The following is a 20537-nucleotide window of genomic DNA, read 5'->3' as shown; positions in this document are numbered from 1 at the left end:
CCCCGAGGTGCCGCGCCTGGTCGTCGTCTCCAACCGCGTGGCCGACCCGCGCAAGACCGCGGCCGGCGGCCTGGCCGTGGCCCTGGCCGAGGTGCTGCACAACACCGGGGGGCTGTGGTTCGGGTGGAGCGGGCGGGTCGTCGAGAAGGCCGAGGGCGGCGCGCCCGGCGAGGGCGCCACCCACCGCCACCACGCCGGCCCGGTGACCCTGGTGACGGTGGACCTGGCACGCGAGGACCACGACGCCTACTACCTCGGCTACGCCAACGGCGTGCTCTGGCCGGTGTTCCACTACCGGCTGGACCTGGCCGACTTCGACGCCGGCTACATCACCGGCTACCTGCGCGTGAACCAGCTGTTCGCGCGCCTGCTCGCCCCGCTGCTGCGGCCGGACGACCTGGTCTGGGTGCACGACTACCACCTCGTGCCCCTGGCCAGCGAGCTGCGCGCGCTGGGCTGCCAGCAGCGCATCGGCTTCTTCCTGCACATCCCGCTGCCGCCGCCGATGATTCTGGCGGCGATCCCGGGGCACGACTGGCTGGTGCGCGGGCTGTGCGCCTACAACCTGGTGGGGTTCCAGAGCCAGGTCGACCACGAGCACTTCTGCCGCTACATCCAGCGCGAGGCGCTGGCGCAGGACATGGGCGAGGGGCGCTGGCGCGTCTTCAACCGCACGGTCCAGGCGGGTGCATACCCGATCGGCATCGACGTCGGCGAGTTCACGGCCCTGGCCGACACCCGCGAGGCGCGCGAGATGCACCAGCGCATGACGCGCGAGTACTCGCGCCGCAAGCTGCTGGTGGGGGTGGACCGGCTGGACTACTCCAAGGGCCTGCCCCAGCGCATGCGCGCCTTCCGCGAGCTGCTGCGGCAGCACCCGGAGACGCACCACAGCGCCACGCTGGTCCAGATCGCGTCGCCGAGCCGGGAGGACGTCAGCGCCTACACCGAGATCCTGCACGAGCTCGAGAGCCTGTGCGGCTCCATCAACGGCAACTACGGCGACCTGGACTGGATGCCGGTGCGCTACATGCACCGCACGGTGGCCCGCACCCGGCTGCCCGGGCTGTACCGGGCCTCGCGCGCGGCGCTGGTCACGCCGCTGCGCGACGGCATGAACCTGGTGGCCAAGGAGTTCGTCGTCGCCCAGGACCCGCAGGACCCGGGCGTGCTGGTGCTCTCGCGGTTCGCCGGGGCCGCCGAGCAGCTCACCGAGGCGCTGCTGGTGAACCCGTACGACTCCGAGGGAACGGCAGCGGCGATCCACCTGGCGCTTCAGATGCCGCTCGAGGAGCGCCGTACGCGCCATGCGGCGCTGCTGGATACCTGCCGCCGCTTCGACGTGCACTGGTGGTGCGACACCTTCCTGGCGGCGCTGCGCAAGGCGCAGGCCGAAGAATCGGGCACGCCATGGCTGCGCCTGTGACCTGCCCACAGCGCCCGGCGCGGCGCGGGAGATCAGTCCGCGTGGGGCGCCACGATCTCCTGGTCGATTGCGCCGAAGACGCTCTGGCCGTCGCGGCCCTTCATCTCGATGCGGATGGTGTCGCCGTACTTCATGAATGGCGTGGCGGGCTTGCCATCGAGCAGCATCTCCATGGCGCGCTTCTCAGCGATGCAGCTGTAGCCCTTGGGCCAGGACTTGCGGCCGTCCGGGCCTTCGACGCCGCGGTTGCTCACCGTGCCGGAGCCGACGATGCTGCCGGCGCGGACGTTGCGCGTGCGGCAGATGTGGGCGATCAACTGGCCGAAGTGGAAGGTCATCTCCTCGCCGGCCTCGCACAGGCCGACCTTGCGGCCGTTCCAGGTGCTTTGCAGGGTGAGGTGCACGCGGCCGCCCTGCCACGCCTCGCCGAGTTCGTCGGGCGTGACGGCGACCGGGCTGAAGGCGGTCGCCGGCTTGCTCTGGAAGAAGCCGAAGCCCTTGGCGAGTTCGTCGGGGATCAGGTTGCGCAGGCTCACGTCGTTGGCCAGCATCAGCAGGCGCACGCCCTCCAGGGCCTCGTCCGGGCCGGCGCCCATCTTCACGTCGCCGGTGACCACCGCGATCTCGGCCTCGAAGTCGATGCCGTACTCCTCGCGCGGCACGAGCACCGGGTCGCAGGGGCCCAGGAAGTCGTCGCTGCCGCCCTGGTACATCAGCGGGTCGCTGTAGTAGGAGGCGGGCACCTCGGCGCCGCGCGCGGCGCGCACCAGTTCCACGTGGTTGATGTAGGCCGAGCCGTCGGCCCACTGGTAGGCCCGCGGCAGCGGCGCCATGCAGCGCGCCGGGTCGAACGGGAAGGCATGGCGCGCCTTGCCGTGGTTCAGCGTGGCGTACAGGTCCTGCAGCTGGGGCGAGATGAAGTTCCAGTCGTCCAGCGCCTGCTGCAGGCGGCCGGCGATGCCGGTCGCGTAGTGGGCGGTGGAGAGGTCGCGGGAGACGACCACGAGCTGGCCATCGCGCGAGCCATCCTTGTACGTTGCGAGCTTCATGCTTTAGGCTTGTTCCATCGGTTTGAGAAAGGGGCGATCGTGCACAGCGTCCAGGTCCGGCACGCGGGCCCGCGAACCCCTGATGCTACGGGAGCGGCGCGATGAGCCGCCGCCTGCGCCCGCCCGGCCCCCTGGCCTGGATCGCCGCGGCGGTGACGGCGGCCCATGTGGCCTTGCTCCAGGCGCTGCTTCCCGCGACTCCGGCGGCCGCCGGAGCCCCGCGCACGTTCGAGGTCCGGCAGCTGCCGGCCCCCTCCCCCCTGGCCGCACCCGCAGGACCCGCAGAGCCCACCGTCCTCGCCGCGGCCGCCCCGGCGCCTGCGCCTCGCGCCACCACGGCCCCCGCGCCACGGCCGCCGGCCCCGGTCGCCGCGCCTGCGGACAGACCGGCCGCACCGGCCGTGGCGGCCGCCGCTGCCCCGCACCCGCCGCACCCGGCCCCCGCAGGCGCCCCGCAGCGCGCGGTGGTCCCGCCCCCGGTGCGGCTGCATTACGCCCTGACGGGCCAGGCCCGCGGCCTGCCCCTGTCCGGGCAGGCGGACCTGGCCTGGCGGCATGACGGCCAGCGCTACGAAGCGCGGCTCGAACTGTCCAGCCTGCTCGCCTCCCGGATCCAGGAAAGCCGGGGCCGCCTCACCCCCTCCGGCCTGGCGCCGGAACGCTACGGCGAACGCACCCGCCGCGAAGAGGCCGCCCATTTCGACCCGGCCGCCGGCCGGATCACCTTCAGCGGCAACCAGCCGGAGCAGGCCCTCGCGCCCGGGGCCCAGGACCGCCTGAGCGTGCTGCTGCACGTGGGGGCGCTGCTGGCGGGCGACCCCGCGCTGCGCCGGCCGGGCCGGGTGATCGCGGTGCAGACCGCCTCGACGCGGGACGCGGACACCTGGCATTTCTCGGTCGAGGCCCAGGAGGAACTGGCCCTGCCGGGCGGGCACCAACGGGCGCTACGTTTGCAGCGCCTGCCCCGCAAGGAATTCGACCAGAAGGTCGAACTCTGGATCGCCCCGGGCCTCGACTACCTTCCGGTGCGCGTGCGCCTGACGCAACCCTCGGGCGACTGGCTGGACCAACAATGGGCCGGGTCCGACAGGAACTGAAGGCCTCGCCCCCGGTCTCACCCTCTGAGGGGTGGCGCAGTGAGCCGGTCGGCCTTGAAACCGGCCGGAACGTTGTTAACTGGAGCGCTGGAAGGAGGCACCATGCACATGCTCTATGACTCCGACGCCTTCGTCGTCGTGCACATGCAGGCCAACGCACCCGCAGAGGGCGAGCCTGAGCCCAACGTGGCCCGGCACGGCTTCGAGATCGTCGACAAACGCTCCAACAAGGAGGTCTACCTGGACGGCTCCTGGGCCGAGGCGTTCCAGCGCCAGATCAATGCCTGGCAGGAGAACACCCCCACCCAGGAAGAAGTCGAGGAAACCCTGGACGGCTACGCCGAGCTGGCGCAGAACCCGCTGGTCATGCACTGACCTGGCGGCGCCGCAGCCACCGGTGGACGGGCGCCACCAGCAGCAGCACCGCCACCAGGCGGCAGACCTGGAACGCCGTCACCACCGGCACGCCCAGCTGGAGCACCTTGGCGGTGATCGCCATCTCGGAGATCCCGCCCGGCGAAGTCCCCAGCACCAGGGTGGCCGGATGCAGGCCCGTCCCCCACGCCAGCAGGGCCCCGAAACCCGCGCACAAGGCGATCATCACCACCGTTCCCGCACCCACCGCCATCAGCCAGCGTGGCGCCGTGCGCACGAATTCCGCCCGGAAACGCACCCCCAGGCTCACCCCGATCACGAGCTGGGCCGCATTGATGGCCCAGGGCGGCAGGGCGGACAGCTCGATCCCCGCCATGGTCAGGCCCATGGACGCCCCCAGCGCGCCGACGAACCAGGGGTTGGCCCAGCCCAGTCGCCGCATCACGAAGGCGCCGGCCAGGGTGGCGGCGCCCAGCACCGCCAGCTGGGGCCAGGCCACCACGCGCAGCGCGGGCTGGGCCACATCCAGCCCGTGCAGGCCGCTGAAGGTGAAGGCGAAGGGGATGGTCACGGTGACCACCAGCAGGCGCAGGCTGTGTGCCGCGGCCACCAGGTCGGTGCGCGCGCCCTCACGCTCGGCCAGCAGCGTCATTTCCGAGGCGCCGCCGATGGCCCCGGCGAAGTAGCTGGTGGCCCACCGCACCCCGCCCTGCTCGGGCATGTCGCGGGCCACCACCCGGTCCAGCCAGCAGGCGAAGCCCCAGCCCAGGACCAGGGCCCAGACGATGGCGATGGCGACCGCCCACCACAGGCGCAGCACCAGGGCGGTGACGTCGGGCGTGAAGTACAGCCCCAGCGCGGCGCCGATGGCCCACTGGCCGGCGTTGCGGACCGGGGCCGCGCTGGCGGTAGGCAGGCCGCGCAGGGAGGCCAGGGCGGTGACCAGCAGGGGGCCGATCATCCAGGGCAGGGGCAGGTGCAGGGCCCGCCACGCGAGCGCGGCGGCCCAGGCGGCGGCCAGGGTGGCCAGGACGCGGAAGGCGGAACGGGGAGACATGAGGCAGGCAGGCGCGGCCGGGGGCGGCCGGCGCGTAGTATCCCCTGATGCAAGGAACGGTCCTGATCGCACTGGCCGCGGCCGCCGCCGCATTCGCCGCCGGCGACGCCCTGCCCCCCGAGGCGGCCCGGGCGCTGCCGGCCGACGCCCTGCTCCTGGGCGAGCAGCACGATGCCCCCCGCCACCAGCGCCTGCACCACGACACGGTGCGGGCGCTCGCGGCCCGGGGGCAGCTGGCGGCCCTGGCGCTGGAGATGGCGGACCAGGGCGCGTCCACCGCCGGCCTGCCGCGCGACGCCGGCGAGGAGGCGGTACGCGCCGCCCTCGGCTGGCAACCCCGGGCCTGGCCCTGGGAACCCTATGCGCCGGCGGTGATGGCCGCGGTGCGGGCCGGCGTGCCGGTGCTGGGGGCGAACCTGCCCCGGGAGCGGCTGCGGGCCGCCATGGCCGACGCCTCGCTGGACACCCGCCTGCCCCCCGAGGCGCTGGCGCGCCAGCAGGAGGCGGTGCGCGCCGGGCATTGCGACCTGATGCCCGCCGCCCAGGTGGGGCCGATGGCCCGGGCCCAGGTCGCGCGGGACCGGGCCATGGCCGACACGCTGGCGCAGGCGCTGCAGCCCGGTCGCACCGTGGTGCTGCTGGCGGGCAGCGGCCATGTCGACGCCGGGATCGGCGTGCCGCGCCACCTGCCGCAGGGCGTGGTGGCGCGGTCGGTGGCCTGGACGCCCGAGCCGCCGGCCCGGGACTACTGCGCCGAGCTGCGCAGGCAGATGGGGCGCTGAGCCCGCGACCGGTCAGGCGTGGCGGCGGATCGCGTCGGCCAGGGTGTTCACCATCTGGTCGATGTGCGACTTCTCCACGATGTAGGGCGGGGCGATCACCAGCACGTCGCCGGCCGGGCGCACCAGCGTGCCGCGCTTGAAGCAGTCGACGAAGACGTCGTAGGCGCGCTTGCCCGGCAGGCCCGCCACCGGCGCGAGTTCGACCGCGGCGGCGCAGCCCAGGCTGCGGATGCCGATGACGTTGGGCAGGCCCTTGAACGCCGAGTGGAAGGCGTCGCCCAGCACCCGGCCCATCTCGCCAGCGCGCGCGAACAGCTGCTCCCGCTCGAACAGCTGCAGCGTGGCGATGGCCGCGGCGCAGGCCACGGGGTGGCCCGAGTAGGTGTAGCCGTGGAAGAACTCGATCACGTGCTCGGGCGCGTCGGTCTTCATCATCTGGTCGTAGAGGCGGTCGCGGCAGATCACGCCGCCCAGGGGGATGACGCCGTTGGTGACGCACTTGGCGAAGTTCAGCATGTCGGGCACCACGCCGTACCAGTCGGAGGCGAAGGGCGTGCCCAGGCGGCCGAAGCCGGTGATGACCTCGTCGAAGACCAGGAGGATGCCGTGCTTGTCGCAGATCTCGCGCAGGCGCTGGAGGTAGCCCTTGGGCGGGATGTACCAGCCCGAGCTGCCGGCCACCGGCTCGACGATGATGGCCGCGACGTTGCCCGGGTCATGCAGCGGCAGGATGCGCTGCTCCAGTTCCAGCAGCGGGTCCTCGGCCCAGACCGGCTCCTCGTGGTGTATGTAGGCATGGTTCACCGGGTCGTGGATGAACCGCAGGTGGTCCACCCGCGGCAGCATCGCGGTGCCGAACACCTTGCGGTTGGCGGGGATGCCGCCCACGCTCATGCCGCCGAAGCCCACGCCGTGGTAGCCGCGCTCGCGGCCGACGAAGACGTTGCGGTGGCCCTCGCCGCGGGCGCGGTGATACGCCAGCGCCAGCTTCATCGAGGTGTCGGCGGCCTCGGAGCCGGAGTTGCAGAAGACCACCTTGTTCAGGTCGCCCGGGGCCAGGGCGGCGATCATGCCGGCGGCCTGGAAGGCCTGGTCGTTGGAGACCTGGAAGGCGGTGGCGTAATCGAGCGTGTCGAGCTGGCGCTTGATCGCCTCGTTGATCGGCGCGCGGTTGTGGCCCGCGCCCACGCACCACAGGCTGGAGATGCCGTCGATGACCTGGCGCCCGTCATGGGTGGTGAAGTGCATGCCGTCGGCCGCGACGAAGACGCGCGGGTCCTTGCGGAAGCCCCGGTTGGGAGTGAACGGCAACCAGTGGTTGTCCATGGAAAACTCGTTGTAGGCCATGCTTCGATCCATTCTGGGGTGGAGGAATTGAACAATTCTGGCACTGTGGCCCCGGTCCGGAAGCCTCGGCCAAGCCCTGCGACAATCGCCGGGTTATGAGCCACGCCTACATCCTGACCCTCTCGTGTCCTGACCGTCCCGGCATCGTCCACGCCGTTTCCGGCTTCCTGCTCGAGCGGGGGGGCAACATCGAAGAAGCCGCCCAGTACAACGACCATGACACGGGCCTGTTCTTCATGCGGGTGCAGTTTGCGTGCGACCGGCTCACCTTCGGGGACCTGAAGCAACAGCTGGGCCAGTTTGCCGCCCCCTTCGGCATGAACTGGCAGCTTCACGCCACCGACTCGCCGATGCGCACCGTGCTCATGGTGAGCAAGGAAGGCCATTGCCTGAACGACCTGCTGTTTCGCTGGAAAAGCGGGCTGCTGCCGCTGGACATCCGCGCGATCGTCTCGAACCACCGCGAGTTCTACCAGCTGGCCGCGAGCTACAACGTGCCGTTCCACCACATCCCGGTGACGGCGGCGACCAAGGAGCAGGCCGAGGCCAAGCAGTACGAGATCATCGAGTCCGAGGGCGCCGAGCTGGTGGTGCTGGCGCGCTACATGCAGATCCTCTCGAACGACCTGTGCCAGAAGCTGTCGGGCCGCGCGATCAACATCCACCACAGCTTCCTGCCTTCGTTCAAGGGCGCCAAGCCCTACTACCAGGCGCATGACCGCGGCGTGAAGCTGATCGGGGCGACCGCGCACTACGTGACCGCCGACCTCGACGAGGGCCCCATCATCGAGCAGGACGTGGCCCGCGTGGACCACAGCAAGACGGTGGAGGACCTCACCGCCATCGGCCGCGACACCGAGAGCCTGGTGCTGGCGCGCGCCGTGAAGTGGCACAGCGAGCATCGCGTGCTCCTGAACGGCCACAAGACCGTGATCTTCAAGTAACCTGCCCTGCCTCCGGAGGCGCCATGAACGCACCCCTCGACCCGGCCATCGCCCAGCGCGCCGAGCGCCAGCGGCAGGTCGTCCAGGCCCTGGCCCCGCTGCTGCCGCAAGGCGGGCTGCTGTGGACTCCGGAGGACACCACCCCCTACGAGTGTGACGGCCTCACGGCCTACCGGCAGCGCCCGCTGGCCGTGGCCCTTCCCGAGACCGAGGCCCAGGTGGCCGCCGTGCTCAAGGCCTGCCACGCGCTGGCGGTGCCGGTGGTGGCCCGCGGCGCGGGCACCGGCCTGTCCGGCGGCGCGATGCCGCACGCCCTGGGCGTGACGCTGTCGCTGGCGCGCTTCAACCGCATCCTCGAGGTCGATCCCGCCAGCCGCACCGCCCGGGTGCAGTGCGGCGTGCGCAATCTCGCGATCAGCGAGGCAGCGGCTCCCTACGGCCTGTATTACGCGCCCGACCCGTCCAGCCAGATCGCCTGCACCATCGGCGGCAACGTGGCCGAGAACTCCGGCGGCGTGCACTGCCTGAAGTACGGCCTGACGATCCACAACGTGCTCAAGGTGCGCGGCTTCACCATCCAGGGCGAGCCGGTGGAGTTCGGCAGCGAGGCGCTGGACGCGCCGGGCTACGACCTGCTGTCCGTCATCGTGGGCAGCGAGGGCATGCTGGCCGTGACCACCGAGGTCACCGTCAAGCTGGTGCCCAAGCCGATGCTGGCGCGCTGCATCATGGCCAGCTTCGACGACATGCGAAAGGCCGGCGACGCGGTGGCCGCGGTGATCGCCGCCGGCATCATCCCCGCCGGCCTGGAGATGATGGACAAGCCCATGACCGCCGCGGTCGAGGACTTCGTCCACGCCGGCTACGACCTCAGCGCCGAGGCCATCCTCCTGTGCGAGAGCGACGGCACGCCCGAGGAGGTCGAGGAGGAGATCGGCCGCATGAGCGAGGTGCTGCGCAACGCCGGCGCCACCGCCATCGCGGTGAGCCGCGACGAGGCCGAGCGCCTGCGGTTCTGGAGCGGCCGCAAGAACGCCTTCCCCGCCTCGGGCCGCATCAGCCCCGACTACATGTGCATGGACTCCACCATCCCGCGCAAGCGGGTGGCGGACATCCTGCTCGCCATCCAGGCCATGGAGAAGAAGTACGGCCTGCGCTGCGCCAACGTGTTCCACGCGGGCGACGGCAACCTGCACCCCCTGATCCTGTTCGACGCGAACGACCCGGACCAGCTGCATCGCTGCGAGCTGTTCGGCGCCGACATCCTGGAGACCAGCGTGGCCATGGGCGGCACCGTCACCGGCGAGCACGGCGTGGGCGTGGAGAAGCTCAACTCCATGTGCGTGCAATTCTCCGCCGAGGAAAACGAGCAGATGTTCGGCCTCAAGCGCGCCTTCGATGCCCAGGGCCTGCTCAATCCGGGCAAGGTGGTGCCCACGCTGCAACGCTGCGCCGAGTACGGGAAGATGCTGGTGCGCGGCGGGCAGATCGCCCACCCGGACCTGCCGCGGTTCTGAGCCTCAGCCCCGGGGCGGTTCCAGCCGGTCCAGGGCCAGGCACAGGTCGGCCCAGGCCTTGGCCTTCTCCGGCAGGTTGCGCAGCAGGTAGGCCGGGTGGTAGGTCACCACCACCGGCACGCCCTGGTATTCGTGCACGCGCCCGCGCAGCTTGCCCAGGGGCTCGGTGCTCCCGAGCAGGGACTGCACCGCGAAGCGGCCCATGGCCACGATGATCTTCGGCTGCAGCAGGGCCACCTGGCGGCGCAGGAAGGGCTCGCACTGGGCCACTTCGGCCGGCTCGGGGTTGCGGTTGCCGGGGGGCCGGCACTTCAGGACGTTGGCGATGTAGACCTTGTGCTGGCGGTCCAGGCCGATGGATCGCAGCATGTTGTCCAGGAGCTTGCCGGCGGCGCCCACGAAGGGCTCGCCCTGCAGGTCCTCGTTCTCGCCCGGGGCCTCGCCCACGACCAGCCACTCGGCCTGCCGGTCGCCCACGCCGAAGACGGTGTTGCGCCGGCTCTGGCACAGGCCGCAGGCCTGGCAGCCGGCGACGGCGGCCTCCAGGGCCTCCCAGTCCATGGCATCGACACCGCCGGGGCGGTCGCCGGCGGGATGCAGGACGACCGGGGCGGCCGGTGCCGGGGGCGACGCGCGGGTCACCGGGGCCCGGGGGGCTTCATCGGCGAGCGCAGCGCAGGCCTCCACCGACGCCGCAACCGGCGAGGCGACGGCACTCCCCCCCGCCTGGTGGGGGGGTGAGGAAGGGGCGCTGTCCGGACGCCCGCCCGGGATCGCCTCGACGAGACGAATCCCCATCTCGGCGAGCATGGCGCGTTGGCGGTCGTCCAGGTGCAGGGTCATGGAAGGATTGTCGCTGGGCAGGACCGGGCGCTCAGAGCTGGAAGCTCATGACGATGGCGTCCTCGCGCCTGCCATGGCCGGCCGGGTAGTAGCCCTTGCGCAGGCCGACGCGGCGGAAGCCGTAGCGCTCGTACAGGTGCTGCGCGCGCGCATTGCTGACGCGCACCTCCAGCCACAGCCACTGCGCCCCCCGGCCGCGGGACCACAGGGCGAGCGCGTCGAGCAGGACGCGCCCCCAGCCCTGGCCCTGCAGCGTGGGCACGACGGTGATGTTCAGGAGGTGCACCTCGTCGACGCCCATCATCGCGACGTAGTAGCCGATCACCTCCTCCCCGGCCACCAGCAGCTGCGCCTGGTAGCCGGCGCGCAGCGAGTCCTCGAAGTTGCCGCGGGTCCAGGGGTGCGGGTAGGCCACGGCCTCGATCGCCAGCACGGCATCGAGCCGGTCCGGCGTCATCGGCGCCAGCCCCGCCTCACGCACCTGCGGCACGGCGCTCATGCGGCCCCCACGCATGTGGGCCCCCACGCTCGGCACTGCGTGTCCTTCGCTGCCCCCCGAGGGGGCGCGCGCTTGCTTGGGGCGGCCCGGCGCGGCGCGCTCATGCCGCCGCCTTCAGCGCCATGCGCTCCGCGGTCGTCTGGGCGACCTTGTCCCGCACGTAGATCGGCAGCGCCGCGGCCGGCGGCACGACGCCGCCCGCGGCGGCCAGCGCAGGGGCCAGGCGCAGCATCGCGTCGGCCGTGGGCAGGGCCTCGATGCGCGGGGCTCCCGCCGGCAGACGCGCGCCGTACGGGCCGAAGGCATTGCCCGCGAGCACCCAGCCCTCGGGCACCGCCACGGCCTCGGGCCGGTACAGGCCGATCGGGCCCTGGCGCTGCCAGGCCTGGCCGTCGAAGGCGTAGGCGGCGGCGTAGACCTCGTCCATCCGCGCGTCGAGCAGGGCCAGCACGCGGGTGGCGCCGTGGGAGGCGCGGGCGGCCTCGGCCACGGCCATCAGGGTCTCGACCGGCAGCACCGGCAACGCGGCCCCGAAGGCCAGGCCCTGGGCCACCGCGCAGGCGGTGCGCAGGCCGGTGAAGGAGCCGGGGCCGGCGCCGAAGGCGATGGCGTCCATCGCCGCCAGCGGCAGCCCCGCCTGCGCCAGCAGGCCACGGGCCACGGGGATCAGCGAGGCCGAGGCCTCGCGGCCGCCCTCGCCCTGGTGCGACAGGGTGCGCGGCCCGCCGCCGTCGCGCCATGACAGCGCCACGGACAGGTGCTCGGTGCTGGTGTCGAAGGCAAGCAGGTTCAAGGCAATGCGGAAATCGGGGGAAGCGGTGATTATCCGGCCACCGATAATGGCCGCATGGCCCTGCGCTCCCTCCTCGCCGCCGTGACCGCGCTGTGCGCCGCCCTGGCCGGCCCGCCCGCGCAGGCCCAGGGCCTGCCCACCGAGGTGGACGCCCACCTGGCCCGCGGCAAGCTGCCGCGCGAGGCGGTGGTGGTGGTCGTCGCCGACGCCGAGGGCCGCCTGCCCCCGCGCGTGTGGCACCGCGCCGATGCGCCGGTCAACCCCGCCTCCATCGCCAAGCTGGCCACCACCTATGCGGGCCTGGAGCTGCTCGGCCCGGCCTGGACCTGGACCACCCCCGTCTACCTCGACGGCCCGGTGCAGGACGGCACGCTCCAGGGCAACCTCTACCTGCAGGGGCGCGGCGACCCGCGCCTGGTGATGGAGCGCCTGTGGCAGCTGCTGCGGCGCGTGCAGGGCCTGGGCATCCGCCGCATCGCGGGCGACATCGTGCTCGATCGCAGCGCCTTCGAGCTGCCCCCGCAGGACCCGGCCGCCTTCGACGGCGAGCCCCTGCGGCCCTACAACGCCGGTCCCGACGCGCTGCTGGTGAATTACCGCGCCCTGCTGCTGCACTTCACCCCCAACGGCCAGGGCGCGGCGGTGCAGGTCGAGCCCGCCCAGGCCGGCGTGCAGCTGCCTGCCACCGTCCCCCTCGCCGGCGGCGAGTGCGGCGACTGGCGCGCCGCGCTGAAGGCGGATTTCCGCGACCCCGCTCGCATCCGCTTCGATGGCGCCTACCCCGCGGCCTGCGGCCCGCGCAGCTGGCCGGTGGGCGCCCCCGACCCGGCGGCCCATGCCGCGCGCGCCATCGCGGGCACGTGGCAGGAGCTGGGCGGCCAGCTCGCCGGCACGGTGCGCGAGGGCCGCGTGCCCGCCGGCCTGCGGCCGGTGCTGGAGACGCAGTCGCCCGCGCTGGCCGAAGTGGTACGCGACATCAACAAGTTCAGCAACAACGTGATGGCGCAGCAGCTGTTCCTGACGCTGAGCCTGCAGCAGCGGGGCCTGGGCACGCCCGCCGGCTCGCGCGAGGTGCTGCAGCAGTGGTGGCGGGAACGGGTGCGCACCGAGCCGCCGCAGTTCGACAACGGCTCGGGCCTGTCACGCCAGGAGCGCGCCACCGCGGCGCAACTGGCGCGCCTGCTGCAGGTGGCCTGGGCCTCGCCGCTGATGCCGGAGTTCGTGGCCTCGCTGCCGGTGGCGGGGCTGGATGGCACGGCGCGCCGCAGCGGCGCCCGCGCCGCCGGCCTGGCCCACCTCAAGACCGGCAGCCTGCGCGATGTGGCCGGCGTGGCCGGCTACGTGCATGCGCCGGGCGGGCGGCGCTGGGTGGTGGTGGCCATCGCCAACCACCCGAACGCCGGCGCGATGCGCCCGGCGATCGACGCGCTCGTGGACTGGGTGGCGCGCGACCCCGAGGCGCTTACCAGCGCGCGGTGACGCGCTGGTAGGCGTAGTCGCCGAAGGTGCGGTGGCCGAACGGCGTGGGGTAGACCAGGTCGGCGAACAGGTAGGTGTCCGGCGTGACGCCCGAGCCCAGGGTGCTGCTGGTGCACAGCGCGGAGTTCACCTGGCCGGTGCCGATGCCGATGCCGGCGCCCGCATCGACCGAGGCGCAGGCGGCGCCGGTCACGTTGGTCAGCGCGTAGGAGGTGGGGAAGCCGGTGAACTGGTTGAACTGCAGCGGCATGTCCACGTAGAGCACATGCTCGCCGAGGTCCGCCGCGGCCACCAGCAGGGCGTTGTTGAACGCCGTGCTCAGGGCCTCCAGCGTGGCCACCTGGCCGATCGCGATGGCCCAGGGCGAGCGGCCCAGGTTGTAGGGACCGGCGATGACGACGTGGCGCGCGCCGCCCTGGACCAGGCGGCGCACCTGCGCGGCGTAGTCACGCGCGGCCTGCTCGAGGTTGGCCCGGGCCTGGGCCACGGTCTGCTGGCCGGCGAAGGCCCGGGTGGCCTCGGCAATCATGTCGGCGGTGCCGGCGGACACCAGCAGCATGTCCTGCGTGGCGGGGCCGCCGGCGGCCAGGAAGCTGTCGACCTGGGCCTTCAGCGTGGGCGTGGCGGCGTTGCCGGCCGCATCCGGCGTGGCCAGGATGCGGGCGTTGCCGGTGGCGTAACTGGTGCCGCCGGCCGATCGGGTGGTGAGCACCAGGCCGAAGCGGCTGGCGACCTGCTGGGTCCAGACGTTCACCGAGCCGTCATTGATGGTGTAGCGCTTGCCGCCCACCTCGCCCAGGTCGGCGAGGCCGTCGCCGAAGGCCACCATGCGCGTGGGGCGGAACTGCGAGACGACGCCGGTGCCGCCGCCGCAGGCGGCCAGCAGGACGGGGGCGACGCAGGCCAGCGCGAGGACGGCGCGGCGCAGGCGGGGGAAGGCCATGAATCTCTCCAAGGGGGAATGCGTGGGTGGGGTCGGCCGCGAGTTTAAGCCGCGGCGCGGCGCAGCCGGTCCCGCACGCCGGCCCACTCGGGGGCCTCGGGCGGCTGCTCGATCCAGATCAGGCGCGCGCCCTGCGCGTCGAACTCGCGCAGCACGGCGAACAGCTCGCGCGCGGCCCGCGCCGCGTCGTCGGGCATGCGGCGCAGGGTGACGCCGCGCGAGGCGGCGGCCAGCGGTGTACGCGACCAGATGGCCAGGTGCGCGGCATCGGCGCCGAGCAGGTCCAGGCCGTCCTGAAGCGCCTTGGCGTCCATCAGCCGCACTTGGGCGTGCGGCGCGTAGTGCGACGCCAGGGTGCCCGAGGCGCGCGGCGCGGCCTGGGCGACCTCGTGCGGCAGCCACAGGCGCTCGCCGCAGGCGGCCTCGATCTGCGCGTGGGTCAGCGTGCCGGGACGCAGCAGCACCGGCTTGCCCCGGGTGCAGTCGACGATGGACGACTCGATGCCGACCTCGCAGGCGCCGCCATCGAGCACCAGCAGGTCGTCGCCGAACTCGCTGCGCACATGGGCGGCGGTGGTGGGGCTCACGCGGCCGAAGCGGTTGGCGCTGGGCGCGGCCAGGCCCGCCACCGGCGGCGCCAGCTGCGCGCAGGCGGCCAGCAGGGCGCGGGCCACGGGATGCGAGGGGCAGCGCAGGCCGATCGAGTCCTGGCCGCCGGCCGCCGCCTGGCCCATGCCCTCGCGGCGCGGGAGGATGACGGTGAGCGGGCCGGGCCAGAAGGCCTGCATCAGGCGGTGCGCCACGGGCGGGACCTCGCGGGCGAAGCGCCGCGCCATGTCCTCGCCGGTGACATGCACGATCAGCGGGTGGTCGCTCGGGCGGCCCTTGGCCGCGAAGATGCCGGCCACCGCGGCGTCGCTGCCGGCGTCGGCGCCGAGGCCGTAGACGGTCTCGGTCGGGAAGGCGACCAGCGCGCCTTCAGCCAGGCGGCGGGCCGCCTGGGCGATGGCATCAGGGGAGGAGCCGTCGAGGATCACGCGCGGCCGCCGCTCAGAACGGCTCGAGGCCGAGGAGGGCGCAGGCCTTGAGGGCCGACTCGCGCACCGCCACGGCGGTGGCGCCGGTGAAGGTGAGGTGGCCCATCTTGCGGCCGGCGCGGGCCTCGGTCTTGCCGTACAGGTGCAGGTGCGCGCCGGGCAGGGACAGCACGGCGGCCCACTCGGGCTCGCGGGCCGCGGTGTCGCCAGCGCGGAACCACAGGTCCCCCAGCAGGTTCAGCATGATCGCGGGGCTGTGCTGGCGCGGCTGCACCAGGGGCAGGCCGGCGAGCGTGCGTACCTGCAGCTCGAACTGAGAGCAGTCGCAGGCGTCCATGCTCCAGTGGCCGCTGTTGTGGGGGCGTGGGGCCATCTCGTTGACCACCAGCGAGCCGTCCTGCAGCACGAAGAACTCGACGCACAGCACGCCGACGTAGCCCAGGCCCTCGGCGATGGATTTCGTGGCGGCGATGGCCTGCTGCGCGCGCGCCGGCGGCAGGATGCCGTCGAACACCTCGGTCACGGCCAGGATGCCGCCGCGGTGCAGGTTGCGCTGGGGCGGCAGGTTCACCATGGCGCCATCGGCGCCGCGCGCCACCACCACCGAGCACTCGGCGGCCAGGGGCAGCATCTTCTCGAGCACGCAGGGCACGCGGCGCAGGCCCTCCCAGGCGGCGGCCAGCTCCTCGCGGGTGGACACGCGCACCTGGCCCTTGCCGTCGTAGCCGAGGCGGGCGGTCTTGAGGATGCCGGGCAGCAGGGCGTCGCCCACGGCAGCGAGCTGCTCGGGCGTCTCGATCACGGCATGCGGGGCCACCGGCACGCCGCACCTCGTGAAGTGGGCCTTCTCGGCGGCGCGGTCCTGGGCGATGGCCACCGCGTCGCCCGCGGGGGCGACGGGGCGGTGCGCCGCCAGCTGGCGCAGGGCCTGGGCCGGCACGTTCTCGAATTCGGTGGTGATGGCGTCGGCCACCCGGGCCAGCTCGGCCAGGCCCTTGTCGTCGAGGTAGTCGGCGTGCAGGTGGTGGTGGCTGACCCGGCCGGCCGGGCTCACCGCGTCGGGGTCGAGCACCGCGGTGAAGTACCCCATGCGCTGGGCGGCGTGGACGAACATGCGGCCCAGCTGGCCGCCGCCCATCACGCCGAGGGTGGCACCGGGCAGGAGGGTCGGGCGAGCGGTCATGCGCTGGGCGGCAGGGTGGTGTTGCGGGCGACGTCCGACTGCTTCTGGCGGTAGGCGTCGAGCCTGGCGCGCAGGGCCGGGTCGTCGGTGGCGAGCATCGCCACGGCGAACAGCGCGGCGTTGGCCGCGCCGGCCACGCCGATGGCGAAGGTGGCGACGGGGATGCCCTTGGGCATCTGCACGATGCTGTGGAGCGAATCCACGCCCTGCAGGTGCTTGCTGGCGACCGGCACGCCCAGCACCGGGACGGTGGTCTTGGCGGCGATCATGCCGGGCAGGTGGGCGGCGCCGCCGGCGCCGGCGATGATGGCCTTCAGGCCGCGGCCGGCCGCCGCCTCGGCGTAGGCAAACATGTCGTCGGGCATGCGGTGCGCCGAGACCACGCGGGCCTCATGCGCGACGCCGAATTCCTGGAGAATCGCGACTGCGTTCTGCATGGTGTCCCAGTCGCTGCCGGAACCCATGACGACGCCAACCTGTACCGTGCTCATGCCTGCCTTCAAGGGGAAAAGGCATGAATTTTAAGTTCCAACCCCCGAACAAGCCCGAATGATCGACGTCACCCTGGAAAACTTTGAGCAGGAGGTCATCGCCGCCTCCATGGAAGTGCCCGTGCTGGTGGACTTCTGGGCGCCCTGGTGCGGCCCCTGCAAGGTCATCGGGCCGCTGCTGGAAAAGCTGGAAGCCGACTACGGCGGCCGCTTCAAGCTGGTGAAGATCGACTCCGACCAGGAGCAGCAGCTCGCCGGCGCCTTCGGCATCCGCAGCATCCCGACCTGTATCCTCCTCATGGGCGGCCGCCCGGTCGACGGCTTCATGGGCGCGCTGCCCGAAGGCCAGGTGCGGGAGTTCCTGGACAAGCACCTGCCGCCCGGCGATGCCGTGGCCGACGAGGCCTTCGAGGAGGAGGCTGCGGCGCCCGCCGCCCCGGCCGGCAGCGAGGAGGCGATCGCCGCCCTGCGCCAGGCCGCCGAGGCCGCCCCGGACAACGACGACGCCCGCTTCGACTACGTGAAGGCCCTGCTCCTGGCCGGCCGCCTGGACGACGCCAAGGTCGCCTTCGCCCCGGTGATCGCCAAGGCCCCGGCCGTGCGCAAGCTCGACTCGCTGCAGCGCCAGATGGACGCCATGGACTTCGCCCTGTCGAAGGGCGCGCAGATGGAGGCCCTGGTCGACCTGGATTCGCGCATCGCGGCCAACCGCCGCGACTTCCCGGCCCGCTTCGACCGCGCCCGCCTGCTGATGGCGCACGGCAAGTGGACCGAGGCCATGGACGAACTGCTCGAGATCCTGATGCGGGACAAGTCCTGGAACGAGGAAGCCGCGCGCAAGGCCTACATCGCGGTACTGGACCTGATCGAGCCGCCCCGGCCCAAGGTGGCCGAGGGCCAGATCCCGCCGGACGACCCGACGGTGGCCACCTACCGGCGCCGCCTCTCCAGCGCGATCCTGAGCTGAGGGGACACGCCCCGGCCCGCCCCCGCCGGCCGGGCGGGCGGCCGAGGCGCGGCTACGCCGGGCCCGACTCCTCGACCAGCCGCCCCAGGAGGGCCAGCGAGTCCTGCCAGCCGAGGTAGCAGTCGTCGGCGGGGATGGCGGCCGGGATGCCCTCCTGCACGATGGACACCTCGGTCCCGCGCGCCACGGCGGTGAGCGTCACCGTGGTCTGCATCTCGCCGGGCAGCTGCGGGTCGTCGAAGCGCGCGGTGTAGCGCAGGCGCTCATGGGGCACCAGTTCGAGGTAGCTGCCGCCGAACGCATGGACATGACCCGAGGCGAAATGGGTGAACGACATCCGGTAGGAGCCGCCGGCCACCGCATCCTGCTGGTGCATGCGGGCGGTGAACCCGTCGGGCGGCAGCCATTTGACCAGCGCCTCGGCGTCGAGGAAGGCGCGGTAGACGCGCTCCGGGGGGCAGCGCAGGACGCGGTGGAAGCGGACGCTGGAGGTCGAGGTCGGTGAGGCCATGGCAAAGCTCCTGGGAGGGAAAAGCCTCGCCATTGTGCGCGGGCGCGGGCGCGCGGCGCACCCCCGCGCCGGGACCTGCCGGCGTTAACCCGTGAGCCGCTCCAGCGCCTCACGGTACTTGGCCGCCGTCTTCTCGATCACGTCCTGCGGCAGGCGCGGCGCCGGGGGCGTCTTGTCCCAGGGCTTGCCGTTCAGGCGGACCTGCTCCAGCCAGTCACGCACGAACTGCTTGTCGTAGCTGGGCGGGTTGGCGCCCTGCGCGGCGGCCTCTTCATAGCCCTCCACCGGCCAGTAGCGGGAGGAGTCGGGCGTGAGGACCTCGTCCATCAGCACCAGCTGGCCCTTTTCGTCGAGGCCGAACTCGAACTTGGTGTCCGCGATGATCAGGCCCTTCTTCAGGGCGATCTCGGCGGCCTCCTTGTAAAGCTGGATGCTGATGTCGCGGATGCGGGCGGCCAGGTCGGGGCCGATCATTTCCACGGTGCGCTCGAAGGTGATGTTCTCGTCGTGCTCGCCCACGGCGGCCTTGGCCGCGGGGGTGTAGATCGGCTCGGGCAGGCGGGCCGCGTTGGTCAGGCCGGCGGGCAGCTTCACGCCGCACACCGACTGCGACTCCTGGTACTCCTTCCAGCCGCTGCCGGCGAGGTAGCCGCGCACCACGGCCTCGACCGGGATCGGCTTCAGGCGCTTGACCAGCATGGAGCGGCCGATCACCTGGTTGCATTCGGCGGAAGTGACCACGCTCTCGGGCAGCTCGCCGGTGAGGTGGTTCGGGCAGACATGGGCCAGCTTGCCGAACCAGAACAGCGCCATGTGCGTCAGCAGCTCGCCCTTGCCGGGAATGGGCTCGCCCATGATCACGTCGAAGGCGGAGAGGCGGTCGGTGGCCACCATCAGGATGCGGTCGTCGCCGACGGCGTAGTTGTCACGCACCTTGCCGCGGGCCAGCAGCGGCAGGGAGGTCAGCGAGGAGGTATGCAGGGCGGAAGTCATGGCAGGGCCTTCTGGAAACGCAAACGGCCCGCGGTCAGCGGGCCGTTGATTATCGCAAGGGAGCGACCGGGATCAGTTCACCACCTGGGCCAGCTCGCCCTGGGCGTACTTGGCGGCCACGACCTGCAGGCTGTGGGCCTTGATCTTGCCGGCCTGGCCTTCGCAGCCGAATTCCAGGTAGCGGGCCTTGCACACCTGCTTGGCGGCCTCGCGGGCGGGCTTGAGCCACTCGCGGGCGTCGAACTTCTCGGGGTTCTCGTGCAGGAACTTGCGCACCGCGCCGGTCATGGCCAGGCGGATGTCGGTGTCGATGTTGATCTTGCGCACGCCGTACTTGATGGCTTCCTGGATTTCCTCGACGGGCACGCCGTAGGTTTCCTTCATGGCGCCGCCGTACTGGCGGATGATCGCCAGCAGCTCCTGCGGGACGCTGGAGGAGCCGTGCATCACCAGGTGGGTGTTGGGGATGCGGCGGTTGATTTCCTTGATGCGGTCGATCGCCAGGATGTCGCCGGTGGGCTTGCGGCTGAACTTGTAGGCGCCGTGGCTGGTGCCGATGGCGATGGCCAGGGCGTCGAGCTGGGTGCGCTTGACGAAGTCGGCGGCCTGCTCCGGGTCGGTGAGCAGCTGCTCGCGGGTCATCACGGCGTCGGTGCCATGGCCGTCTTCCTTGTCGCCCTGCATGGTCTCGAGCGAGCCCAGGCAGCCCAGCTCGCCTTCGACGGTGATGCCCAGGGGGTGGGCCATGTCCACCACCTTGCGGGTGACTTCCACGTTGTAGTCGTAGGAGGCGATGGTCTTGCCGTCGGCCTCGAGGCTGCCGTCCATCATGACCGAGGAGAAGCCCAGGTCGATGGCGCCCTTGCAGACGTCGGGGTTCTGGCCGTGGTCCTGGTGCATCACCAGCGGGATGGTGGGATAGGCCTCGATGGCGGCCTGGATCAGGTGCTTGATGAAGGCCTCGCCGGCGTACTTGCGGGCGCCGGCGCTGGCCTGCAGGATCACCGGCGCGCCGGTTTCCTTGGCGGCTTCCATCACGGCCTGGACCTGTTCGAGGTTGTTGACGTTGAAGGCCGGGATCCCGTAGCCGTTTTCGGCGGCGTGGTCCAGCAGTTCGCGCATGGAAACGAGAGGCATGGTGCAGTCCAGTGGAGAGTTTCGAAGGCGGCTTTCCGGGCCATGTAACCGCCCGGTAACTCACCCG

The 20537-nt window shown here is 72.3% G+C and carries 21 protein-coding genes; 8 read left to right on the top strand and 13 right to left on the bottom strand.

What is annotated here, in order from left to right; all coding sequences use genetic code 11:
• Nucleotides 1-7 precede the first annotated feature (7 nt).
• The gene (locus ACT80S_RS09160; RefSeq protein WP_377415323.1) at nucleotides 8-1426 is read left to right on the top strand and encodes an alpha,alpha-trehalose-phosphate synthase (UDP-forming); all 1419 of its coding nucleotides are present in this window, start codon (nucleotides 8-10) and stop codon (nucleotides 1424-1426) included.
• Nucleotides 1427-1458: 32 nt separating this feature from the next.
• Here the strand turns inward: ACT80S_RS09160 and ACT80S_RS09155 are convergent, their stop codons facing one another.
• Nucleotides 1459-2475, bottom strand: a complete 1017-nt coding sequence (locus ACT80S_RS09155; protein WP_377415322.1) for a fumarylacetoacetate hydrolase family protein — start codon at nucleotides 2473-2475, stop codon at nucleotides 1459-1461.
• 101 nt (nucleotides 2476-2576) lie between these two features.
• Here ACT80S_RS09155 and ACT80S_RS09150 point away from each other — a divergent pair, with 101 nt between their 5' ends.
• Complete coding sequence (locus tag ACT80S_RS09150; RefSeq protein WP_377415321.1) at nucleotides 2577-3572, top strand: DUF3108 domain-containing protein; 996 nt, start codon at nucleotides 2577-2579, stop codon at nucleotides 3570-3572.
• Nucleotides 3573-3674: 102 nt separating this feature from the next.
• On the top strand, nucleotides 3675-3947 hold the full coding sequence (locus ACT80S_RS09145) for a BTH_I0359 family protein (RefSeq protein WP_377415320.1): 273 nt from the start codon (nucleotides 3675-3677) through the stop codon (nucleotides 3945-3947).
• On the opposite strand, the gene ACT80S_RS09140 is transcribed toward ACT80S_RS09145, so the two are convergent.
• The gene (locus ACT80S_RS09140; RefSeq protein WP_377415319.1) at nucleotides 3937-5004 is read right to left on the bottom strand and encodes an AbrB family transcriptional regulator; all 1068 of its coding nucleotides are present in this window, start codon (nucleotides 5002-5004) and stop codon (nucleotides 3937-3939) included. The two genes, ACT80S_RS09145 and ACT80S_RS09140, sit on opposite strands and share 11 nt — an antisense overlap.
• A gap of 47 nt (nucleotides 5005-5051) precedes the next feature.
• On the opposite strand from ACT80S_RS09140, the gene ACT80S_RS09135 reads away from it, so the two are divergent.
• Nucleotides 5052-5786, top strand: coding sequence for a ChaN family lipoprotein (locus tag ACT80S_RS09135; RefSeq protein ID WP_377415318.1), 735 nt, complete (start codon nucleotides 5052-5054; stop codon nucleotides 5784-5786).
• 12 nt (nucleotides 5787-5798) lie between these two features.
• Here ACT80S_RS09135 and ACT80S_RS09130 read toward each other — a convergent pair whose 3' ends face one another.
• Nucleotides 5799-7133 carry an aminotransferase class III-fold pyridoxal phosphate-dependent enzyme gene (locus ACT80S_RS09130; RefSeq protein ID WP_377415552.1) on the bottom strand — a complete coding sequence of 445 codons (1335 nt, stop codon included), beginning with the start codon at nucleotides 7131-7133 and terminating at the stop codon, nucleotides 5799-5801.
• A 95-nt stretch (nucleotides 7134-7228) separates the two neighbouring features.
• On the opposite strand from ACT80S_RS09130, the gene purU reads away from it, so the two are divergent.
• On the top strand, nucleotides 7229-8077 hold the full coding sequence (gene purU, locus ACT80S_RS09125; protein WP_377415317.1) for a formyltetrahydrofolate deformylase: 849 nt from the start codon (nucleotides 7229-7231) through the stop codon (nucleotides 8075-8077).
• Between the two features lie 23 nt (nucleotides 8078-8100).
• The gene (locus ACT80S_RS09120) at nucleotides 8101-9594 is read left to right on the top strand and encodes an FAD-linked oxidase C-terminal domain-containing protein (RefSeq protein ID WP_377415316.1); all 1494 of its coding nucleotides are present in this window, start codon (nucleotides 8101-8103) and stop codon (nucleotides 9592-9594) included.
• Between the two features lie 3 nt (nucleotides 9595-9597).
• On the opposite strand, the gene ACT80S_RS09115 is transcribed toward ACT80S_RS09120, so the two are convergent.
• From ACT80S_RS09115 to tsaB, 3 genes are all read right to left on the bottom strand, one after another.
• On the bottom strand, nucleotides 9598-10437 hold the full coding sequence (locus ACT80S_RS09115; RefSeq protein ID WP_377415315.1) for a uracil-DNA glycosylase: 840 nt from the start codon (nucleotides 10435-10437) through the stop codon (nucleotides 9598-9600).
• A gap of 31 nt (nucleotides 10438-10468) precedes the next feature.
• Entirely contained in the window at nucleotides 10469-10936 is a 468-nt protein-coding gene (gene rimI / locus ACT80S_RS09110; RefSeq protein ID WP_377415314.1) for a ribosomal protein S18-alanine N-acetyltransferase, read from the bottom strand.
• A 100-nt stretch (nucleotides 10937-11036) separates the two neighbouring features.
• On the bottom strand, nucleotides 11037-11729 hold the full coding sequence (gene tsaB, locus ACT80S_RS09105) for a tRNA (adenosine(37)-N6)-threonylcarbamoyltransferase complex dimerization subunit type 1 TsaB (protein WP_377415313.1): 693 nt from the start codon (nucleotides 11727-11729) through the stop codon (nucleotides 11037-11039).
• A 54-nt stretch (nucleotides 11730-11783) separates the two neighbouring features.
• Here tsaB and dacB point away from each other — a divergent pair, with 54 nt between their 5' ends.
• Complete coding sequence (gene dacB, locus ACT80S_RS09100; protein WP_377415312.1) at nucleotides 11784-13208, top strand: D-alanyl-D-alanine carboxypeptidase/D-alanyl-D-alanine endopeptidase; 1425 nt, start codon at nucleotides 11784-11786, stop codon at nucleotides 13206-13208.
• Here the strand turns inward: dacB and ACT80S_RS09095 are convergent.
• From ACT80S_RS09095 to purE, 4 genes are read right to left on the bottom strand one after another with little or no spacing between them, the layout of a single operon-like run.
• Entirely contained in the window at nucleotides 13192-14151 is a 960-nt protein-coding gene (locus ACT80S_RS09095) for an SGNH/GDSL hydrolase family protein (protein ID WP_377415311.1), read from the bottom strand. The two genes, dacB and ACT80S_RS09095, sit on opposite strands and share 17 nt — an antisense overlap.
• A 44-nt stretch (nucleotides 14152-14195) precedes the next feature.
• The gene (locus ACT80S_RS09090) at nucleotides 14196-15188 is read right to left on the bottom strand and encodes an L-threonylcarbamoyladenylate synthase (protein WP_377415310.1); all 993 of its coding nucleotides are present in this window, start codon (nucleotides 15186-15188) and stop codon (nucleotides 14196-14198) included.
• A gap of 13 nt (nucleotides 15189-15201) precedes the next feature.
• Complete coding sequence (locus ACT80S_RS09085; protein ID WP_377415309.1) at nucleotides 15202-16371, bottom strand: 5-(carboxyamino)imidazole ribonucleotide synthase; 1170 nt, start codon at nucleotides 16369-16371, stop codon at nucleotides 15202-15204.
• Nucleotides 16368-16862, bottom strand: coding sequence for a 5-(carboxyamino)imidazole ribonucleotide mutase (purE, locus tag ACT80S_RS09080; RefSeq protein WP_377415308.1), 495 nt, complete (start codon nucleotides 16860-16862; stop codon nucleotides 16368-16370). Before purE ends, ACT80S_RS09085 begins: the two co-directional genes overlap by 4 nt.
• Before the next feature lie 58 nt (nucleotides 16863-16920).
• Here purE and trxA point away from each other — a divergent pair, with 58 nt between their 5' ends.
• Complete coding sequence (trxA, locus tag ACT80S_RS09075) at nucleotides 16921-17829, top strand: thioredoxin (RefSeq protein ID WP_377415307.1); 909 nt, start codon at nucleotides 16921-16923, stop codon at nucleotides 17827-17829.
• Nucleotides 17830-17881: 52 nt separating this feature from the next.
• Here the strand turns inward: trxA and ACT80S_RS09070 are convergent, their stop codons facing one another.
• The 3 genes from ACT80S_RS09070 to fba all read right to left on the bottom strand — a co-directional run bounded on the left by ACT80S_RS09070 (nucleotide 17882) and on the right by fba (nucleotide 20470).
• Nucleotides 17882-18340: an SRPBCC family protein gene (locus tag ACT80S_RS09070; RefSeq protein ID WP_377415306.1), complete on the bottom strand. Its 459-nt coding sequence runs from the start codon at nucleotides 18338-18340 to the stop codon at nucleotides 17882-17884.
• 84 nt (nucleotides 18341-18424) lie between these two features.
• Nucleotides 18425-19333, bottom strand: a complete 909-nt coding sequence (locus ACT80S_RS09065; protein ID WP_377415305.1) for a phosphoribosylaminoimidazolesuccinocarboxamide synthase — start codon at nucleotides 19331-19333, stop codon at nucleotides 18425-18427.
• Nucleotides 19334-19405: 72 nt separating this feature from the next.
• Nucleotides 19406-20470: a class II fructose-bisphosphate aldolase gene (fba, locus tag ACT80S_RS09060; RefSeq protein WP_377415304.1), complete on the bottom strand. Its 1065-nt coding sequence runs from the start codon at nucleotides 20468-20470 to the stop codon at nucleotides 19406-19408.
• Between the last annotated feature and the right edge of the window lie 67 nt (nucleotides 20471-20537).

It is taken from the genome of Ramlibacter sp. MAHUQ-53 (assembly GCF_052600055.1).
This window is presented reverse-complemented; position numbering and strand designations above follow the sequence as displayed.